Annotated in this window: 3 protein-coding genes; all 3 read right to left on the bottom strand. The window is 41.3% G+C overall.

Annotation, left to right across the window (positions count from 1 at the left end; translation table 11 throughout):
• Positions 1-96: 96 nt before the first annotated feature.
• The 3 genes from AC0THY_RS06615 to AC0THY_RS06605 all read right to left on the bottom strand — a co-directional run bounded on the left by AC0THY_RS06615 (position 97) and on the right by AC0THY_RS06605 (position 18,798).
• Positions 97-6,591: an Ig-like domain-containing protein gene (locus AC0THY_RS06615; protein WP_489993649.1), complete on the bottom strand. Its 6,495-nt coding sequence runs from the start codon at positions 6,589-6,591 to the stop codon at positions 97-99.
• Between the two features lie 49 nt (positions 6,592-6,640).
• Positions 6,641-10,024: a family 43 glycosylhydrolase gene (locus AC0THY_RS06610; protein WP_489993648.1), complete on the bottom strand. Its 3,384-nt coding sequence runs from the start codon at positions 10,022-10,024 to the stop codon at positions 6,641-6,643.
• 116 nt (positions 10,025-10,140) lie between these two features.
• Complete coding sequence (locus AC0THY_RS06605; RefSeq protein WP_489993647.1) at positions 10,141-18,798, bottom strand: glycosyl hydrolase 115 family protein; 8,658 nt, start codon at positions 18,796-18,798, stop codon at positions 10,141-10,143.
• Between the last annotated feature and the right edge of the window lie 10 nt (positions 18,799-18,808).

The following is an 18,808-nucleotide window of genomic DNA, read 5'->3' as shown; positions in this document are numbered from 1 at the left end:
TCTTCACGATTCACACGATCCCCTTCCTCCTTTCCCCTCTTTAATACTGCAGTTCAACCGCCTACAAAGTACCTCTTAAAGTCTGTTTAAATTGAGCTAATTTTTGATTACCTTAACCGTTTTCTTTTGTCCCTTTCCCTTTAATACTTTATTTTTGTATTTGTTGAGCCTGGAAGGCGGCACTTTTATTTTGGCACTCTTATGGATATTCTTAAACGCATTTCCTCCTACGGATTTTAGCTTTTTACTTTGTATTATGACATTCTTTAGCTTTCTGGCCTTATAAAATACCTTACTTCCTATTTTCTCTGTGTTTTTACCAATTGTAACTTTGACAAGAGATGTACATCCATAAAATGCACCATTTGAAATCTGCTGCACATTATTGCCTATCTTCACGTTCTTTAGCTTTTTATTATTCTTGAAGGCAAACTTTGCGACACTTACTACTTTATAAGTAAAACTTCCTGATTTTACAGTTAATGGTATGGTTGCTTTTCTTAAGTTCTTATTGACCGGTCCTACCACAGAGACAGTACCTTCCTTACTTGTGGAAAGTGCTGGTTTTACTACCTTATACCACAGTTTACCCTTCTTAAACCTGCTTTCCGCTGCCAAAGACTCCCAGTGTGCATAGATAGTCATGTTGCTGGTCACTTTCATAGTCATATTTACCGCTGTTCCACCGTTCGCAGCTGTGTACCATCCTTTGAACGAATACCCATTTCTGGTTGGTGTTGGTAATGTTCCTATTTCTTTTCCCATAATAACTTGGATTGATGTCGGTGATACATTACCGCCAGTCGGGTTTAACGTTACCGTATATGTGGCTACATCCGATATCTTTTCCCAGCGGGCATATACCGTCATGTTTCCAGCTATTTTAGTAGCAATGGTCACTTTTTCACCTCCCGCCTCTGCTGTATACCATCCTTTAAAAGCATACCCGCCTCTGATCGGATTGGGCAATGTTCCTATTTCTTTCCCTGCTTCTGCCTCAATTGATGTCGGCGATACATTGCCCCCCATCGGGTTCAGTTTCACAATATAATTGCTGTAGAATTGAATCGTATAAACTTTGATAGCAGTCTGGTTCCCATCTTCCGGCACAAATCGAATAACGGTAGTTGGATCCAGTGTGGTTGCCGGAATAACGGTAACTGCAGCATTGTTCCCTGCTGTAGCCGTAATCTCAGGGAATTTTTCCCCTTCTTTCGGGAATGGTAATTTTAATATATTATTTGAAAACTGATTTATATAATCTTTGCCGTTGATTTGGATTTCAATATCTGTTGCTATACTGTTTAGGAGTGGTGTACGCCCATAAACTTCAAGTTCATTAACACCTATGCAGCAATCCGTCTGTGCTTCCATACGGATACGGATCAAACTGGTTTCAACCGGTTCAAATGTAACTTCCAGCATACGTTGGAAATCTGTTCTTAAAGGTAATTGTGGTTTTTCAATATATTGAACTTCGGTCCAGTTTTCTGATTTAGTAAGTGGATTATCAGGCCAGTATTCGGTATTTTCCATATGGCCTCCCTTATCAATATAGGCTCCGTTATCTTCCATCGTATATTCAGGACCATGATAATACTCAACATAATAAGATTTCGGAATCCGTATTGTTTTGGTACTGGCACTTCCCTCATCAACTACGCCAAACCGAGCAGTATCTACCACCTTTTCAACAATCTGTCCTCCAACTGCAATCGTTGCTGATACCCAATCCTCAGAGCGTTGTACCTTATTAGGATCAACTGAACTTGCGACATAGTTACACCAGATTTTTTTGCTGCTGCCCGTGTCAAAGGAAATATCACCATCATTTAAATAGGAAGCATTGTCCTTACTGTTCGGATTCACATAAGTATCATTTGTAAAAGAAGCAAGTCCGGAGGGTTTTCCCCAACCGTTAAACATCAGGACATAATTATCACTTTTTTCTGCTTCTGCCGAACGTACTGAAGCCTTTACCGGCAGCGTTTTGTTACCGCAGATTATCACGCCATTATAAATCTTAATATCACCTGCTCCGATCTCTGGTTCCTGACTCCAGTTTATATTCATCATTTCTTCCGTACCATCACTAAAGTAGACGGTTGTCTGGTCCGGAAGTCTTACCGGATAACCTGTAACTGCTCCGAGAGAAATATTTTCTGCTACTAGTGGCCCGACCACTTCAATTGTCGCTGTGGGCCTGACTGCTGTCCCCTCTACCAAACCATTGATTGTAAATCGTCCAACTGCCGTATATTGGCTGGCATCGATCGTATCCCATCTGACACTTACCTCATTTGACAATCCCCTGTCATAATTTGCCACTACTTTGTCTGGTAAATCAGGCAATGTTCCAGGATTCGTTTTAACTAAAACAGCTTCAAAGGAAATAATTTGTCTTTCTGCAGCATCTTTCTGAATGTCAATCACCATTGGCGCAGAGTCCAGACTAACACCCTGATAAGACATATGTGCAATAATCTCTACTGTCCCGGCTAAATAAACATATAATTTCCCATTTTCAATTTTGGCCTGGCCAGTTTTGTTTTCCACTGTATAAGAAATGGATGCTTTTTCATTTGAAATCTTAATCCCGTCTTCTAGTTCACCTGCTACCTGAAGCGTAATTATTTCATTTTCTGTTACTGTGCCCGGATCCAAGAGAATAACTTTACTTAAAACAGGATTTTTCCGATTAAACTGTACCGTATAAATATTAGAAGTTTTCCCATCCTCCGATATTACCTCTATAATTGCTGACCCATAAGCAGTGAGCGACTGACGAACAAAACAAGTTGCATGATCCTTTGCAGCTGCACTCACTTGAGGTACCGGATCCAGATATCCCAAAGTTACCGTATAATTAAATACATCAGAAGCAAACCCAGGTATAGTTTCATTATCTATTTTGAGTTCTTCCAAATGAGCCGTTTTATTTTGTGTGACTACATCTGAGTACACTGATATTTCTGATACACCTATGGATGTTAATCCTCCCAAAAACGCACTTACTGAGAAGGTAAAGCGCAACTGCTCAGTCTGAATAGGATCAAATGTAACATTAACCGGATCATAAAGAATAAAATCCTTATCTTTCTGAAGGTTTGATACCTCTGTCCACTGGCCCTCATCATTTAAATACTCAATTTTCACAGAATCAGGAACTTGGTACGCCTTTTTCCAGATATATAGTTTGACTTTACTGATCGTATAGGTTTTATTAAATTTCAGTTGAATCCAGTCGGACTTACTTGCTCCGCTTCCGCTGTTACTATTATTCCAGGCATCTACCTGATCCCACTTATTATCAATTACCCGTTCCGCAACATCAAGTCCTGCGGAAGCGTCTGCAACGGCTCCTCCATTTTTCGGAAGTGATATAATAGCCTCTTGTGAAGTTCCTATCCGAATATTAGCAACCGCCTGGAGATCAGAATAACCTTCGATCGTTCCATTGATGCAAAAAGTTCCCAGATTATTTAGTTTGTCTCCTGAAATAGGCTCCCAGATTACTGCCTTTTTCTCAACACTGCCATCTGTCCAGATGACATCTACTGTTGTTGGCATAGCGGGTTGGATATTTACTGTGGTAGCTACCGAAACCGGACGTGCCCCTGCAGGTCCGCGTATGATTAAGGTTAAGGTCGTTTGTGCTCCTCCTTCTACTATACCCTTTACAGTCAATTCGGCCGGATGAGCCAATTGTTCGGCAGTCACCAAATCCCACTCAACATTTACCGGTGTTCTTGAGCCATCCGCCTTAATTGCATCCACAGTAACTGGTAATGTAAGTTCATCAGGGCTAATTCCCGAATTAACAACTATGGCTGCTGTCTCATATCCCAAAATCTGGTCACCCGTTAAATCTTCTTCACTGGTATATATCGTTACAGAGTCTGATTGCAGTCCGGAAGCAGTGGCAGTGAGGGTAAAACTGCCCGCATCTTTAGTTGATTGCACGATTACCAATGCCTTTCCGCTAAAGGCACTGCGTTTCCAAATCCCACTATAGTCCTTATATCGTTCCCAGGTCTCGGAATTACCATTGTCCACACCTACAATCTTTCCGTTACCGCTGATATTAAAATAAATTTCATTATCGGCAGTTGGAACAAAATTCCCCTCTTTATCTTGTACATCTACCGTAATATAACTTAAATCATAACCATCTGCACTAATAACAGAACGTTCCGGCACTGCATCCAGCTTTGCTGCTGTACCGGCAGTTACAACCTTGTCACGGGCAATTATATTCCCTTGTACGTCATATGCAACTGCCTCTATCTTTGTCCCCACTTTATAATCCCATTCCAGCGGCCACTCAAGATAGAGTCTGTCACTGTTTTCTGATTGCTGCTGATACCTGTATCCATAATTTGTTGTCTTTTGTACAAATGATTTCTTCCCCTGGCTTTCCCCATCGACAAACAGTTCTACTGAAGGAGCATTCGAATAAATGCGAACCGGTATTTTTCCGCTGTTCGCTCCTGATTTATAAGTCACCTTGGAACGCAGCGCATTATCCTCCCAGTTCCAGTGGGGGAAGATATGAACCATAGGATCCCTGTTCACATCAAGCCATTGACTTTGATACAAATAATAGCTATCCTTTGGAAATCCTGCGGTATCAACGATACCGAAATAAGAACTTTTGGGGCCACTGTTGCCTTCACCGCCTTTAGAGCCAAAGGGTGAAGGTTCTCCTATGTAATCAAAGCCAGTCCAAATAAATTGACCTGCAATGTATTTGTTGTCACGATCCGGGATAAGGGAGTCTGTTGCCGTCCGTCCCCAGTTTACACTACTGTTATCATAAGATGAGAGCTGATACTCATTAATATATCCCGCCCCAAGATCCTTCTCCGGATCAGAATAATAGCCGCGGCTGGTTACCGCAGATGCCGTCTCCGACCCATAAAGTATCCAGTTTGGTTTATGAGTAGCATGATATTCCTGGTATCTTTCTTCACTATAGTTTAAACCAACCACGTCCAGTAAATCCGCCATTTGTGTTTTTACGCTTGTCGCGCTGTAAGCATTTCTCTTAAAACCATTTTCACCCATTGTACAAGGATGACCAGCCGGATCTACTTCCTTGGAATATTTCTGCACAGCATCTCTAACCCATTCTGTTGCCCATGAACCAGAGTCAAACACTTCGTTACCAATACTCCACATAATAATGGAAGGACAGTTTCTTGACTTGCGTATCATTTGCTGAAAATCATATTGTCCCCAAAAAATTCCCTCTTCAGCATCTGGATGTGTACATACCGTTCGCCAAAACGCACCGTAATCGTTAGATGACTTTTTCGTCCACCATCCATCAAACGCTTCTTCTACTACCATTAAACCTAATTCGTCACAAATCCGCAGTAATTCCGGAGTGGCTGGATTGTGAGACACTCTGATGGCATTGACTCCCATTTCCTTCATAATCTGCATTTGCCGTTCTATCGCCGCAGCATTTGCCACTGCCCCCAAGGCTCCCTGATCGTGGTGCATACACACGCCTTGCATCTTCATCCATTCCCCATTCAATGAAAACCCGTCGTTTTTATCAAAATCTGACCACGTAAAACCAAATCTGCTTTCATAGGTGTCAACTACTTCATTATTTACCATTATTTCAGTTTTCATTTTGTATAGGTTCGGATTGGATACAGACCAAAGGCGCGGGCTCTCTGCCATGATTGACTGTTCTATATCTTGCTTCTGACCAGCCTCTAAAGTAACAGGTGCACTGGTATCTGTACTGGCCCCGGCAAAAACATTTCCACTATCATATTCTAAAATCGTATTGCGCACAGTAACAGATGCCGGTACCATCCCCTCATTTTCTACGGTTGTCCTTGCCTGTACTGTTACCAAACCACTCTGATACTCAGTCTCGATATTCGGTGTATAAATCGCAGTCCCCCATTGTGCTACATGGACTGGTTCGGTAACCGTAAGCTTTACATCCCGATAGATACCACTACCGGTGTACCATCTGCTGCCGCCAATAGGGCTATTTACCTTTACTGCAATTACATTTTCAGTTACTCCGTCACAAACCAGATACTCCGTAATATCAAAGGAAAATGCCATATAGCCATAGGGATAATGACCGGCCAATTGACCATTTACATATATGTAACTATTCATAAATACACCATCAAAGTCAATGTTCACCCGTTTTCCCCCATACGTTTCCGGTAGTACGAAGTGTTTACGATACCAGCCTGTACCGGTAGGCAGCGCACCATATTCCACACTGACTTCTCCTGTGAAATCCTGCTCTATGCTCCAATCATGAGGAAGATCAAGTTTCCGCCAAGATGAATCATCAAAGTTTTTGGAATAATAAGTCGAATCGGGTCCTCCATAGGTAGATTTGTTTGGTCCTGCATTCAGCCATGCACGGAAAGTCCAATCATCATTAAAATCCTCGCTTCTTGCGGGCGTTTCGATTACTTTTGTGGTATTAGCTTCAACCGCCTGCTTGTATGCTTCATTTTTCTTGCCTGTAAATGCAAATACTGGCAATTGTATTATCATAGCTCCAACTAGTATTGCTGCTAAGATACAATCGATTCTTTTTAACATCTTGCTTCCCCCCTTTTTATATGCGTACAGTTTGCTTTTTACTGATATATCACTTAATTTTCACTGTATTCGCCTGCCCTTTTTTTCTAAGAAGCTTTTTATATGAATTTAGTTTTTTATTTGGTACATCTATCACAGCATACCTGGAGATTCCTGAGAATGCCTTCTTTTTTACTGTTTTTAACTTCCCAGACTTTATAGTAATTTTCCTAAGGGCCTTAGCTTTGTAAAATGCCCTGCTTTCGATCGTCACCACTTCTTTTCCAATTGTCACCGTTCTCAGCTTCTTATTATTTTGAAAGGCCTTCTTTCCGATTTTGGTCACTCTAAAGGTATATCCTTTGATCTTTACCGTATTCGGAACAAGAATTGTTTTTCTGGTTTTCGTAGTTGCTTTTGTCACCATTACTGTTCCACCTTTTGCTGCTGATTTTGTAACCTTATACCATAAATATCCTATTTTGCAGGTGGTATTTTTTTTAGGAACTTGATTATTTGGAACCGTTACCGGAACTTCTGTCCCGTCCTCTGTTGTGTTCGTATCAGGTTCTGGTTTTTCCGGCTCATCCGGCTGCTCAGGATTTATTTGTTTGAATTGTACGGTGTAGTTTTTTGAAAACTGACCATCTTCTGACACCGCTTCAACTATTGCTAAACTATTGCCTGTTAGCGCTTGACGTATAAAATAAGTTGCATTCTCTTTGCCGGAAGCTGTCACCTGAGGGATTTGTTCACCCTCTTTAAGAAGCACAGTATAATGATATCTATCTGCACTAAAGCCCGATACCGTCGTTCCTCCTACTTTTAAATCCTCTAACTGGGCGGTCTTATTTTGTTGAACAACATTTGAATATACCCGTATCTCTGAGACTCCTATCGCGGTCAGCCCCGTATCATATTTCGTCACTGAAAATGTAAACCGCAGCTGTTCAGTTCGAATAGGATCAAAGGTAAAATCAACCGGATCATAGAGTACAAAGTCTTTATTTTTTCTCAAACCAGATACCTGTATCCATTGTTTACTTTCATTTAAATACTCGATTTTAACTTCATGCGGAAGCTGATATGCCTTTTTCCAAAAATAGATACTTGCCTTATTTATTGTATAATTTTTGTCGAACCTTAGCACAATCCAATCAGATAGTTGGGAAACTTGACCGTCCGCTGTATTATTCCACGCATCCTGCTGATCCCACGCATCATCAATCAATCTATATCCAACATCCATTCCTGCCGAAGCATCTGCAACAGCTCCGCCATTTGCCGGTGACGAAATGATAATTTCCGCAGGAATTCCAACCCGAATATTTGCAACCGCTTGATAAGCCGGATACCCCTTTACCACGCCATGAACTGAAAATGTACCAATTGCATTCAATTGAGTCTCTTGAACATCATCCCATTGCACTGCTTTTTTCTCCACTGAACCATCTGTCCAAATAACATCCACCAAACCTGGCATAACAGGTTTCGTATTTACAGGAGTTGCTATAGAAATGGGGCGTACACCAGCCGGTCCCCGGACACTTAGATACAGCCTTGTCTTTTTCCCCTCTGCTATACCACTGATAAGTAATTCATTTGGATTCGCCAATTGAGCAGCTGTTACTGTATTCCATTCAACGCTTACTGTTGATTTCGTTCCATCTGACATGAAAATATTTACCGTCTTTGGCAACTGAAGCTCTGAAGGCTGTGATCCAGCATTAATTACTGCTGTTTTCGCCTCACACCCGGCAATTCTCACTACTTGAGATTCCAGTTCATTGGTTAAGGACAATTCATCTTTCCCATTTTGTCTCACGCCTGTGGCAGATCGTGCTGTTCCTTTTACGGTTATCTGACTGCCTTCATCCTCAGATGTAATGACATATTCCTTTTTTGTTGCTCCAAAAACAGGTATGCCGTCGCGATACCACTGCCATGTATCTTCCTCCCATGTTTCATTAAATATTGCCGTTAGTTTTGTACCAACTTCCGCGGTTCCATGTTGCGACACACCATTTACACTTACTTTCGGTACTCTCTCCGCCGGCACACCTTCATATGTGACTTGTACAGGTTCTATAAGCGGCGTTCCTGAGTTTGGTTCACTAAAAGTTAAACGTGCAATACGAACTTCGCGTTTATTACCTGTCCTGATTTGAATATTCTCTACTTGGTCAAAAAGTCTTGGACGCATTGAGTCGGTAAGAAAACAATGATAGACAATATACCAGTCGTCTGTACCCGGCACCTGAATAATAGAATGATGTCCCGTCCCCAGAATTCCTTTATTCGAGTCCTTCTGCAGGATTGCCCCCCGATATGTCCAAGGCCCTGTAATGGCCGGTGCTGTGGAATAATGAACGCTATACCCTTCATTATTTGTATCATCCACTGAATACGTAAAATAGTACGTCCATTCACCTTTGTATTTTCTTGCGTGAAGATATGCACCTTCATTGAACCTCGTGGCTACCGGTGTAACTTGACCACTTGATTTAACACTGATCATATCATCATTTAATTCAGCAATACGCCTGGCATTACTCTGGCCCCATGTCAGATACCATTTTCCGGTCTGCGGATCTTTAAATGCAGCAGGGTCAATCCCACTTGTAACCTTAACCGGTTGTAATACAAAACCACCATCCGGCCGGTCAGATACTGCTACATTAGATTGGTTACTGGCACTGGTATCAGAATCGTCTCTGCCGGAAAAATACAGAAAGTATTTTCCATCCCGTTTAGCAATGCCCGGAGCCCATGCCCTCATGCTGCGATTCGGTAATATATCTGTATCTTTTACACCGTCAAGGTTCTGATCCTGCAAATCTATCATGATACCTTTATCCTCCCATGTAACAAGATCATCTGACTCAAAACAGCGGATTTGCCATCCTTTCCACAAAGCATGTCCATCGGTTGTAGGATACATATAATATTTACCATTATCGTCTACAAATATATCGGGATCTGCAAAGAACTTCATCCCAAGTGTCCCTGTGGCATCGTTAATACCAGGGATCCGTATCGGTGTTATTAGAATTACAACACGCACCTCATACATTTTAAATACATTTGCATCACCATCCATCTGCACCTTAACTTCAAATGGTACAGAATAATCCTTTGTTTCTGCAAGCTTTTTCCCGTCCACGCGTTCTACTGCCGCCCCTTCGGATGTCTTAAACACGATCTCAAGATTTGATTTATCAGCTCGTGTTCCATCAACAGCCCCTGTTTTCGACCAGTAATCGTGAATAACCGTAATTATATTTTTACCTTCCTCTGACGAAACAGACGCCGAAAGTACTTGGTCATTCGTCTCAACTTCAAGAGAAAGCTCTTTATCCTTCTCCGTAGCAAATGTATGCATTTCAAATACTTGAAACACGATTACCAAAAATAACGTGAAAATAAATATACTCTTCACTTTGTTTTTCATCATTCTCCTCCTGAACTCAAAACGCTTTCTACCATATATAGAAATGTGTAAATATCACAATAATGATATATAGTAGAAAGCTATTTGATTTTACCTGATATTTTATCTGATATTAAACCTTATCTTATCTTTACTGTTTTGGCCTGCCCTTTATTTTTACAGATTCTTTTGTATTTCTTTACCTTACTATTCGGAACATCAATGATCGCTTTCTTGTTAATGCCATTAAACGCCTTCTTTCTTACCGTCTTCAGTTTCTTGGTTTTAATAATTAGTTTTTTGAGGTTTTTGTCTTTGTAAAATGCTTTGCTGTTGATTGTTGTAAGTCCCTTTCCAACCGTTACTTTGTTAAGTCTCGGACAATTCGCAAAAGCAGAGGCCCCAATTATCTTAACATTATCCCCAACCTTCACTGTTTTCAGCTTCTTATTTTTCTGGAAAGCTTTCTTTTTAATTTCGGTCACTTTAAAGATATAACCATTGATGTTTACCTTATTAGGAATTTTAATGGTTTTTCTGGTTTTCGTATCAGCCTTTGTTACCATTACTGTTCCACCTAATTCTGCTGATTTGGTTACTTGGTACCACAAATACCCAATCTTATGAGTGGTACTCATTCCCGGAACTAATTTTTGATTATCAGAATCTGCCAACCTTTCAAAAGTTGCTGTTACCGTCAGTTCTGTCATTACATTCTCCACCGTATAAGTGAATACACCATTTGTATCTGCTGTGGCATTAACCGCTTTCCCATTCACTTTAATCTCATTAACCCTGTAACCGGGGGTTGGTGTGGCAGTTAGTTTAACAGAAGCACCTTCTTTTACTTTCATCTTATCTGCTGTCAATAATCCACCTGCTTTGGTCTGAACCGTAACCGTGTAATAGGTGGGCTCCGGAACTTCCAACACTTCAAACCTTGCCGTTATCGTCAAATGTTCCGTGACATTGGTTACCGTATACGTAAATGTACCGCTGGCATCTGCCGTGGCATTGACTGCCGACTCATTTACTCTTATTTCTTTCACTTTGTATCCGATATCCGGAGTAACCGTTAATTTCACGGCTTCACCTTCTCTCACTTCCTCTTTATCCGCAGTTACCGACCCGCCTGCACTTTGCTGAATATTAACCCCGTAATAGCCCGGTTCCGTAAGCTTTTCATAGCTCACCGATACGGATATATCGTTTTCAACATTCAGTGTATATGTATACGCTCCATCCGCTCCCTCCGTTGCATTGACTGCGGTTCCATTTAGCTTAATCTCTTTAAATCTATAGCCGATCGCCGGTTTGGCAGTCAGCGTCACAGATTTATCGGCTTCTGTCTTCTCTACCTCCGTTCTGCTTGCCGTCAATGAGCCGCCGGTACTCTGCTGAAGTTCCAATATGTATGGTAAACTTGCGGTTCCGGTTTTCACACCCTCAAAGACATTGATAAAGTCAGCGTATAAATCACCGTCCGCATCTGCTCCGTAAAGTGACAGCCGGTCAATAACAAGACTTGCATTCCAGGTACGCAATGGCTGATTAGACAATACTTTTTCTCCGTCTATGTAGAAATCATACGTTCCGGTATTCATATTTACAACGTTCTGAATGAGATACCACTTATCCGCTGCATAACTTCCGGCATCAACAGTTGTACTTGCATCACGAACATTATGGCTGCGAATTTTACCATTTACCATTGCAATAGTCGCTGAAGGATTAGTGGAACTTCCCGGTGCAGAAGTATTGAAATAATTATTCGCATAGGTATAGAGACTATACTGATTATTTTGTGTGGATGATCGTTTCAAACGCGTTTCAACTGTAAATACTCCACTTAGATTCAGCACTTCCTTGTTATATATCCCCAAAGATCCAGAGGATCGGTTTATATGCAATAATTTATCTTCGGGATTTGCCGGATTCGCTACTATTTCCAACTTGTTGCTTCCGCCAGTACCAAATACGTTCCAAAAATTATTATCTGTAAAATTACCAATGGTGTATTCATTAAAGCTTTCCATAAAATATGCCGGCTCCGGCCGATCAGGTGCCTCATAGTCAGAAGCTAAATAAAGTTCATCAAGGTTTTCCGGCAACAAGGATATTGGTGCTGGTGTTATTTCAGAGGCATATTTGGAATTATAGCTTTCCGGCGGCCCGTAATAGGAAGTCACTTCACCTCCGGTATTTACTACAATACGGTCAAAGCCGATGCTTGGATCAGACTTATATACTGCCAGTGTATGAACACCTGCTGACGGAACTGTAATACTTGCCTCGGTAATCTTATCGGTATGTTCAAGTACCATTTTTTTCCACCCGCCAGCGCTGGTTTGGGCACTTCCTCTTGCCAACACAGGTATCGAGTTATTAATTCCAATAGCTGTTCTGGCCGAACGAGTCACACCATTTTCAGAACCTTCGTTCAATGTTGGGTTGCGGTATAATGTTACCTTATGTGTCCCTGCCGTCTTAAAGTATACCTTATATTCCAGTCTTGCTGACTTTGTCATAAAATCAGCCTCGGTAATATCAATCCGACGTGCGACATCCGGATATACACGCATAGAATCACCCACACGTCCCCAGTTCTTAACCAGCTTCCACTCACTGCCCCCTGCGGCAATGCTTCTGCTGAAATGTTCTGCTTCAATTGCCACATATCCGTTCGCTTCCACGTAATCTGCATTCGTAATGGTGTTATTATCTATTTTCTCAGCCGAGACATTAAATGTCTTATCCAGGCCTGGCCCGGTCACTCTGACTGTTCCGTTTGTAACTCCGGATGACAATTTATCCCAATCTATAGATATCCAGACGCGTTCTTCCACCTGCACATTTCCGGATGACTTGGACAGTTTGATGAAATCACTGCTTGGTGTAATTGTCCACCCCCCTGCTTCCTTACCCTTCGTAAATACATCAAGGAAACGCCTGTCATTTGTTAAAGATGAAAACTTGAGCGTTATGTTTTCATTACCTGTCTCCTGACCTTCGCAAACCGTGCCAAGGCCGGTTCCGGCAATAGTTGGATAAGTGTAACTTAGTACTCCTTTGATCTGTGGAATCCAATCCACATTTGGATTGATAATCTTATTCCATTTCCCATTCTGCAGATCATTGTTAAAATATTTGAGGTCATCCTGATAGCTTTGGTATGCTGCTTTAGATGCATCCGCATAAGCGATCACGCTTGCATATCTGCCTTGTTTTGCATATAATTCATGCTTCTGGTGATAGATATTCTTTTCCAGCATAAATTTACTAACTCTGATCGGATAGTAAACCATTTCATAAAAGGCATCTTTCCGCACCGGGTCCATGTTTTCATAAATATCTTTTGCACGGTTAAACAAATCATTTAGGCGATTCACTTGTATCTGCCCCTCATCACCATAATTAATCAGACTGAATAAACTTGCCCCATCGCTGTTCTCGTAACCTTGAAACTCTGGTCGTTTGGCTATGTTATACTGATAATATTTGTTCATAATATCCGAGATCTCATTTGCGGTTTCTTCATCTGCCAGAAAATCCCGGCTGGCAACCTTCTGCACATAATTTGATATATTGCTGTCGTCATATTTATTAATATCCCGTGCCATTTCCGCAAAGAATTCCAGCGATATCTCTGATGGCTTAATATCGCCAACATTCAAGATCCAATAGTTAGCAGCCCCGGTATCATAGGCTTTTCTACATTCCTCATACATATGGGAAAGCGGCGTTGTATTAATCCATAGATAACTTCTCGGACTCCCCCAGTAAGAAACGTGGTAATAAATACCTGCTCCTCCCGAACGCGTCCTCTCTGCTTCGGTAGGTACCTGACGCAGTTGACCGTGATTATCTTCTGCCCACATGAGGATTACATCTTCCGGTACTTGCAGCCCCGCATTATATAAGTCGGCCACCTCTTTATAAGGGATGAAGACTTGCGGTATCTCTTCAATAGGTTTGCCAAGTACATCCACAAGTATTTTACGCTGCTCGGTGATGATTTCCTCTAATACCGCCACCTTCTGTGCTGTAGTCGGATTTGTCAAACCACCAAAGGACAAGCCGCCATCGTGTCTTCCCCGCATACCTAATGTATAAATATTATCAAATTCCTTATTTGACTCAACACGCTCACGCCAATAAGCCAGGAGTGCATCTGGATTTTTAGTATAATCATAGGAAAGATTCCTTCCATACTTGGCAGCATTTTGTTCCTTCCAAATATCCCAAGCCTCATCAACGCTATTGCTAAGCATCGGTTCACAATGAGAACTACCCATCATAATCCCATATTCGTTTGCCCAATAGGCATTAATTGGTATACCATTCGGATCAAACTTGGTTATTTCTCCATTCGAGTAAGTATATTTATTAAATTCATCACTGTATTCATGCATGGCTGGCCATAGAGCATTCAACTTTAATCGTAACAGCAGTTCATATACTTTTTTGTAAACAGCGGCATTAGGCTGGCCTGGACTTGCTTCCTGCAAATCTTTCAGGTCGTTCTTAAACTGAGCCGACCAATTCCAAAGATTGCGCTCATCATTAATGAAGATACCTCGATATTTTACCGTTGGTTCACCCTCTTTTTTAATTAACCCGTCATGTAAAATGATTTTATCCAACTCTACCGGAGCAACATCCGCCCACCAGTGATATGGCGAAATCCCCATCTGTTGAGACATTTCATAAATGCCGTAAATCGTACCACGCTTGTCACTTCCGGCAATAACTAACGCTTTATCACAGCCAGCCACAGGATTGTCAACCACTTTCATGACAAATGCTTCCCATTTTCCTTGCAGATCCTTTACCTCATCCAATTTGCCGGCAGCCATCAGATCCTGAATTATCTGGTTTTTCTCAACTGAACCGGCTATGATCATTAACGGGGCACTTCCACTCGTCTTTATCTCCGGCATATTACCCGTAACACTGTTTATATCCTCTTTCAGATCCCCAGCCGCACGCTTGATCTGAGAAAAATCGTCATCTGAAACATAAATGTCCGAAACAATATTTCCGTCAAATAATGCAAAGCCTCCTTCGTCATTATTCATTAATGCAAAACCGGCCGTTACATTTATATCTGACTGAACATCCGGCAACGTATAAGTAACTGTCCCGTCTGCATCGAGCAAAGAAGCACCGAAAACTGAATTTCCGTTTATACAAAGATCGGTAACTTTATACATTGAATTAGGAGTCACTGTCAGTTTTACCTCTTGCCCTTTTTCTGCTTTCATTGGGTTTGCTGTAATCTTACCACCGACACTTTGATTAATATTAACGGAATAGATTTCATTAACCTCTTCTTCAGGAATAAGCTTAATATAATCAAAGCCCATATCAAAGCCTGTGCTGCCGGTATTTTTGTCTGTCAGCGTATAACGAAAGGTGTGCTTTCCTTCAAGGTTTAGCGTTCCTGCTGATGCTTCAAGATAACCGGCATTAGAACGATACATATCAATCGGTGTTCCATACTCTTCGTTATCAATGGAAAGCTGTACCGTACCTCTGGTTCCACCTGCACGATAACCGGTATATACCTGATACTTAGCTTTGTTTGGAACATTGAGAGTAAATTCTACGAAGTCTCCCACTTCATTTGGAAATACTTTGACCCAATAGCCATTACTTGCTCCATCATTCCAGACTTCATTTGTTACGCCCTCTGACAGATGATAAGATAACATTTCTGCTTCATAATTTATTTGTGACTGACTTGCCGGAATTACTTTTTGAGTAGTAACTCTAACACATCCATATGCAGGCATGTCAATAACAAGGTTGGTCCCTGCCTGATACGATAAATCGTTCGTTTTCACCCATTGCTGTCCTTCATAATAACCCTCTTCTACCGTCTCAACCTGATAATTTCCCAATCCCTTCAGCGTAAACTTTGATGCCGTTGTACTTACCAGCGAAATCTCTTTTGAGTTCTTTTCAATTGCAATTCCTGTGCCGCCATTATCCGTTTTGTAAGTAACGTCAATTCCCCGGATTTGTTTTGTTATTTCTTCTGCGGCAGTACCTGTATCATTAAAATACTTCAAAGTAGTTCCAAAAGCTCCATCCGGTCTTCTGACTGCCAGATCATAAGATATTTTATTGAGCATTTTATTTGTATTTCTCAATTCCTCTACATAAGCACCATGAGGCTGAATATTATCCCCCTGCCCAACTCCTCCATCATATAAGGAATGACCGTCCGGACTGCATAGATCATAGACGTTGTAAAAACCTCCTCCTGCCAGCGTTTTCATAATAAACTTAGGTGTACGATCATCTTCACCACCCATTTCCATAACCATCGGCAGATTGCCGAACCTTGCATATATTGACGAATGTCCCAGGTTATAAAAATAGTTCAGCCCCTGTCCATAGGGGTCAATACCAATGTAATCCACATTGGTTCCGGTAGTTGCCCGCATTTGTTCATTATAAGCAACCCCTTCTGCATCTGTACCCTGAACATTATTTATTCTTGTCCACACTGAATAATCAGATTCTTTCACCCCGGCCGCAAGATTATTGGTATATTCCCACATAGTCTTATCACGAAACGCCTGATTACCCATGCTCCCTTTCAACGAGATACAATTATCACACATGCAATGAGGAACTGTCTGTCCATTTGAGTTTTTAACAGAACTACCATGTAATTTTCCAATTTGAGGTTCATTTGCCACCTGACAGCCAATAATCGTGTTTTTAATACTTGCTGAAGCATTGTACCTGGCCACATGGTCAAACATATCCTTAATAACCTGCTTTTCTTTTGCCCTTAAATCCATATCATTTTTACACATCAGGTACCAATATGTACCGGTAATCCTTACCCCCGGATCACCGGATTGTTTCTTGAAAAACGGAAGTTCTTCATCCGTCAAGCTTTTCTGATAATTATTAAAAACATACAAAGGAACACGGCTGTCAATTGTGACACTGCAGGTATCTGTTGCGAACCACAGAATTTCTAATTTGATTCCCGCATCTTCCGCCCATCCAATCACCTTATCCAGATAGCTCCAGTCATACACATCCTTCTGGGATACCACCAATTCGGTCCACGTTTTGTCAAATTGAATTGTTCCTGACACATCCTCTGCCGCCTGAAGAACAAGGCTTACCGTTCCGTCATCACCATACGCATTAACAAAATCCGTAACATCAAAATCATAATAGTTGACATCGTTCACCTTATCATATTCGGGCGAAACACTCAGTACATGAACTCCGCTTCCTTCTACTGTATACCCGCTGTGTCCTGGGGCATTATCCCAATTAAGCGTTTCGGCATCCCAACTGTCATCTTCCAGTCCATAAACATTTAATTTTTGTCCGGTGCCGCCTCCATAGAATCTGATTTTAGCACCATCCCACTTGGCTTGCTGTTTTTTTAACTCTGCTATATCAAATTTGATGTACCCCAGTGAATGGTTTATCCCCTCTGCATCATATTCGATTTTCAGATGATCCTCTGCTGCGAAATTTGCTGTGGCATCTGCTCCTGAGATATAGGTACTCTCAGTAGCTTTTACACTCTGATCCGGTTGGATATCAGACCACCGAATTTGGGCATTTACAACCGTGAAGCCATCATCTTTGGCTACTTGAAAGAGATTTTTAATTTGATCATCTGTAAATTTATAAACATCTTTTAGTTTATCAATACGAATTTGTATCCCATTATAAAAAAACGGCTCCCCGTCCACTTTGAGTACTTGACGGTCATATTCTGTATAAGACAAATCAACCTCCGATGTTACCTGAGGATTTGGGGGATTTTCAATAACCTCTTCATAGTAAAGCTTAATCTGATTACCCGTTCCGTTTGCTGATATTTTAGAAATAGATGTTATATTTTTAATATTTCCGGAACTGTATACATATTTTTTATCCCCTACGCTTATTTCCTGTTTAGGGCTGCAGGAATATCCTCCGTAAGCATATGCATCATCCCCTGTATATGATATAAGAGAATTGCCAGCATCATCATAACAAGTCACCGTAACAGAGGTTGGTATTTTTATAGATAACAGCGGTGGTGCAGCACTATTCTCATTGTAAATACGACAACCTGCCGCCGGTGTTTGTGCACGCAGTATAAATCCTGTCTTATTTTCATCTATTGCATTTGTCAATGCATTTTTAACATTAAAGCTAATGTCTTCTTCTCCAACTGCAAAACCTGCCGCCGGTGTTCCGTTGGCTATTTTCTTATCACTCCACATTGCAGCTTCATATGAATATCCATTTCTAGCACTATATGTAGCCTCATTTGACGGTGTTACTGCATCCGGATTACTAGTCTCATACAAAGCCATACGGAAAAATTGATTTGCATCCGGCAGCCCGGTAGAATTTAACTTTAAAGTAACCGTTGCTTCTGCATCCTCTGCAAATTCAAGGGCTAAATCCTCTGACGACAATGGAAACTGCAAGCATCCCACACGTGGATTATATCCACCAATGCCCTCGGATACTGTATCACCTAAAATAGAGGGTGCCGATTGTTTGTTTCCTGTCTCGCTTGTTACATTTGTTCCTATGATAACACGATTAGAGCTAAGCTCACTCTGGCTACCGGTCCCCCCTATAGTTCCGCGTATGGTGTAGGAACTACGTTCCACAGTCTCCACAAGCTCCAGAATATCCTCTGCCGTGTTACCCTCAGACTCCGTATCCGGTGCAGCATATATTTTCCCCATACCCAATCCTTGTAACGCTAAAACACAAGCAAGGAAACACGCTACAATTTTTTTTACTTTTTTCATATTCTCTTTC

The sequence above is a fragment of the Ruminococcus sp. 8Y-12 genome, assembly GCF_058119865.1.
The sequence above is the reverse complement of the archived record's forward strand: the minus strand, read 5'-3'. Positions and strand labels throughout refer to the sequence as shown.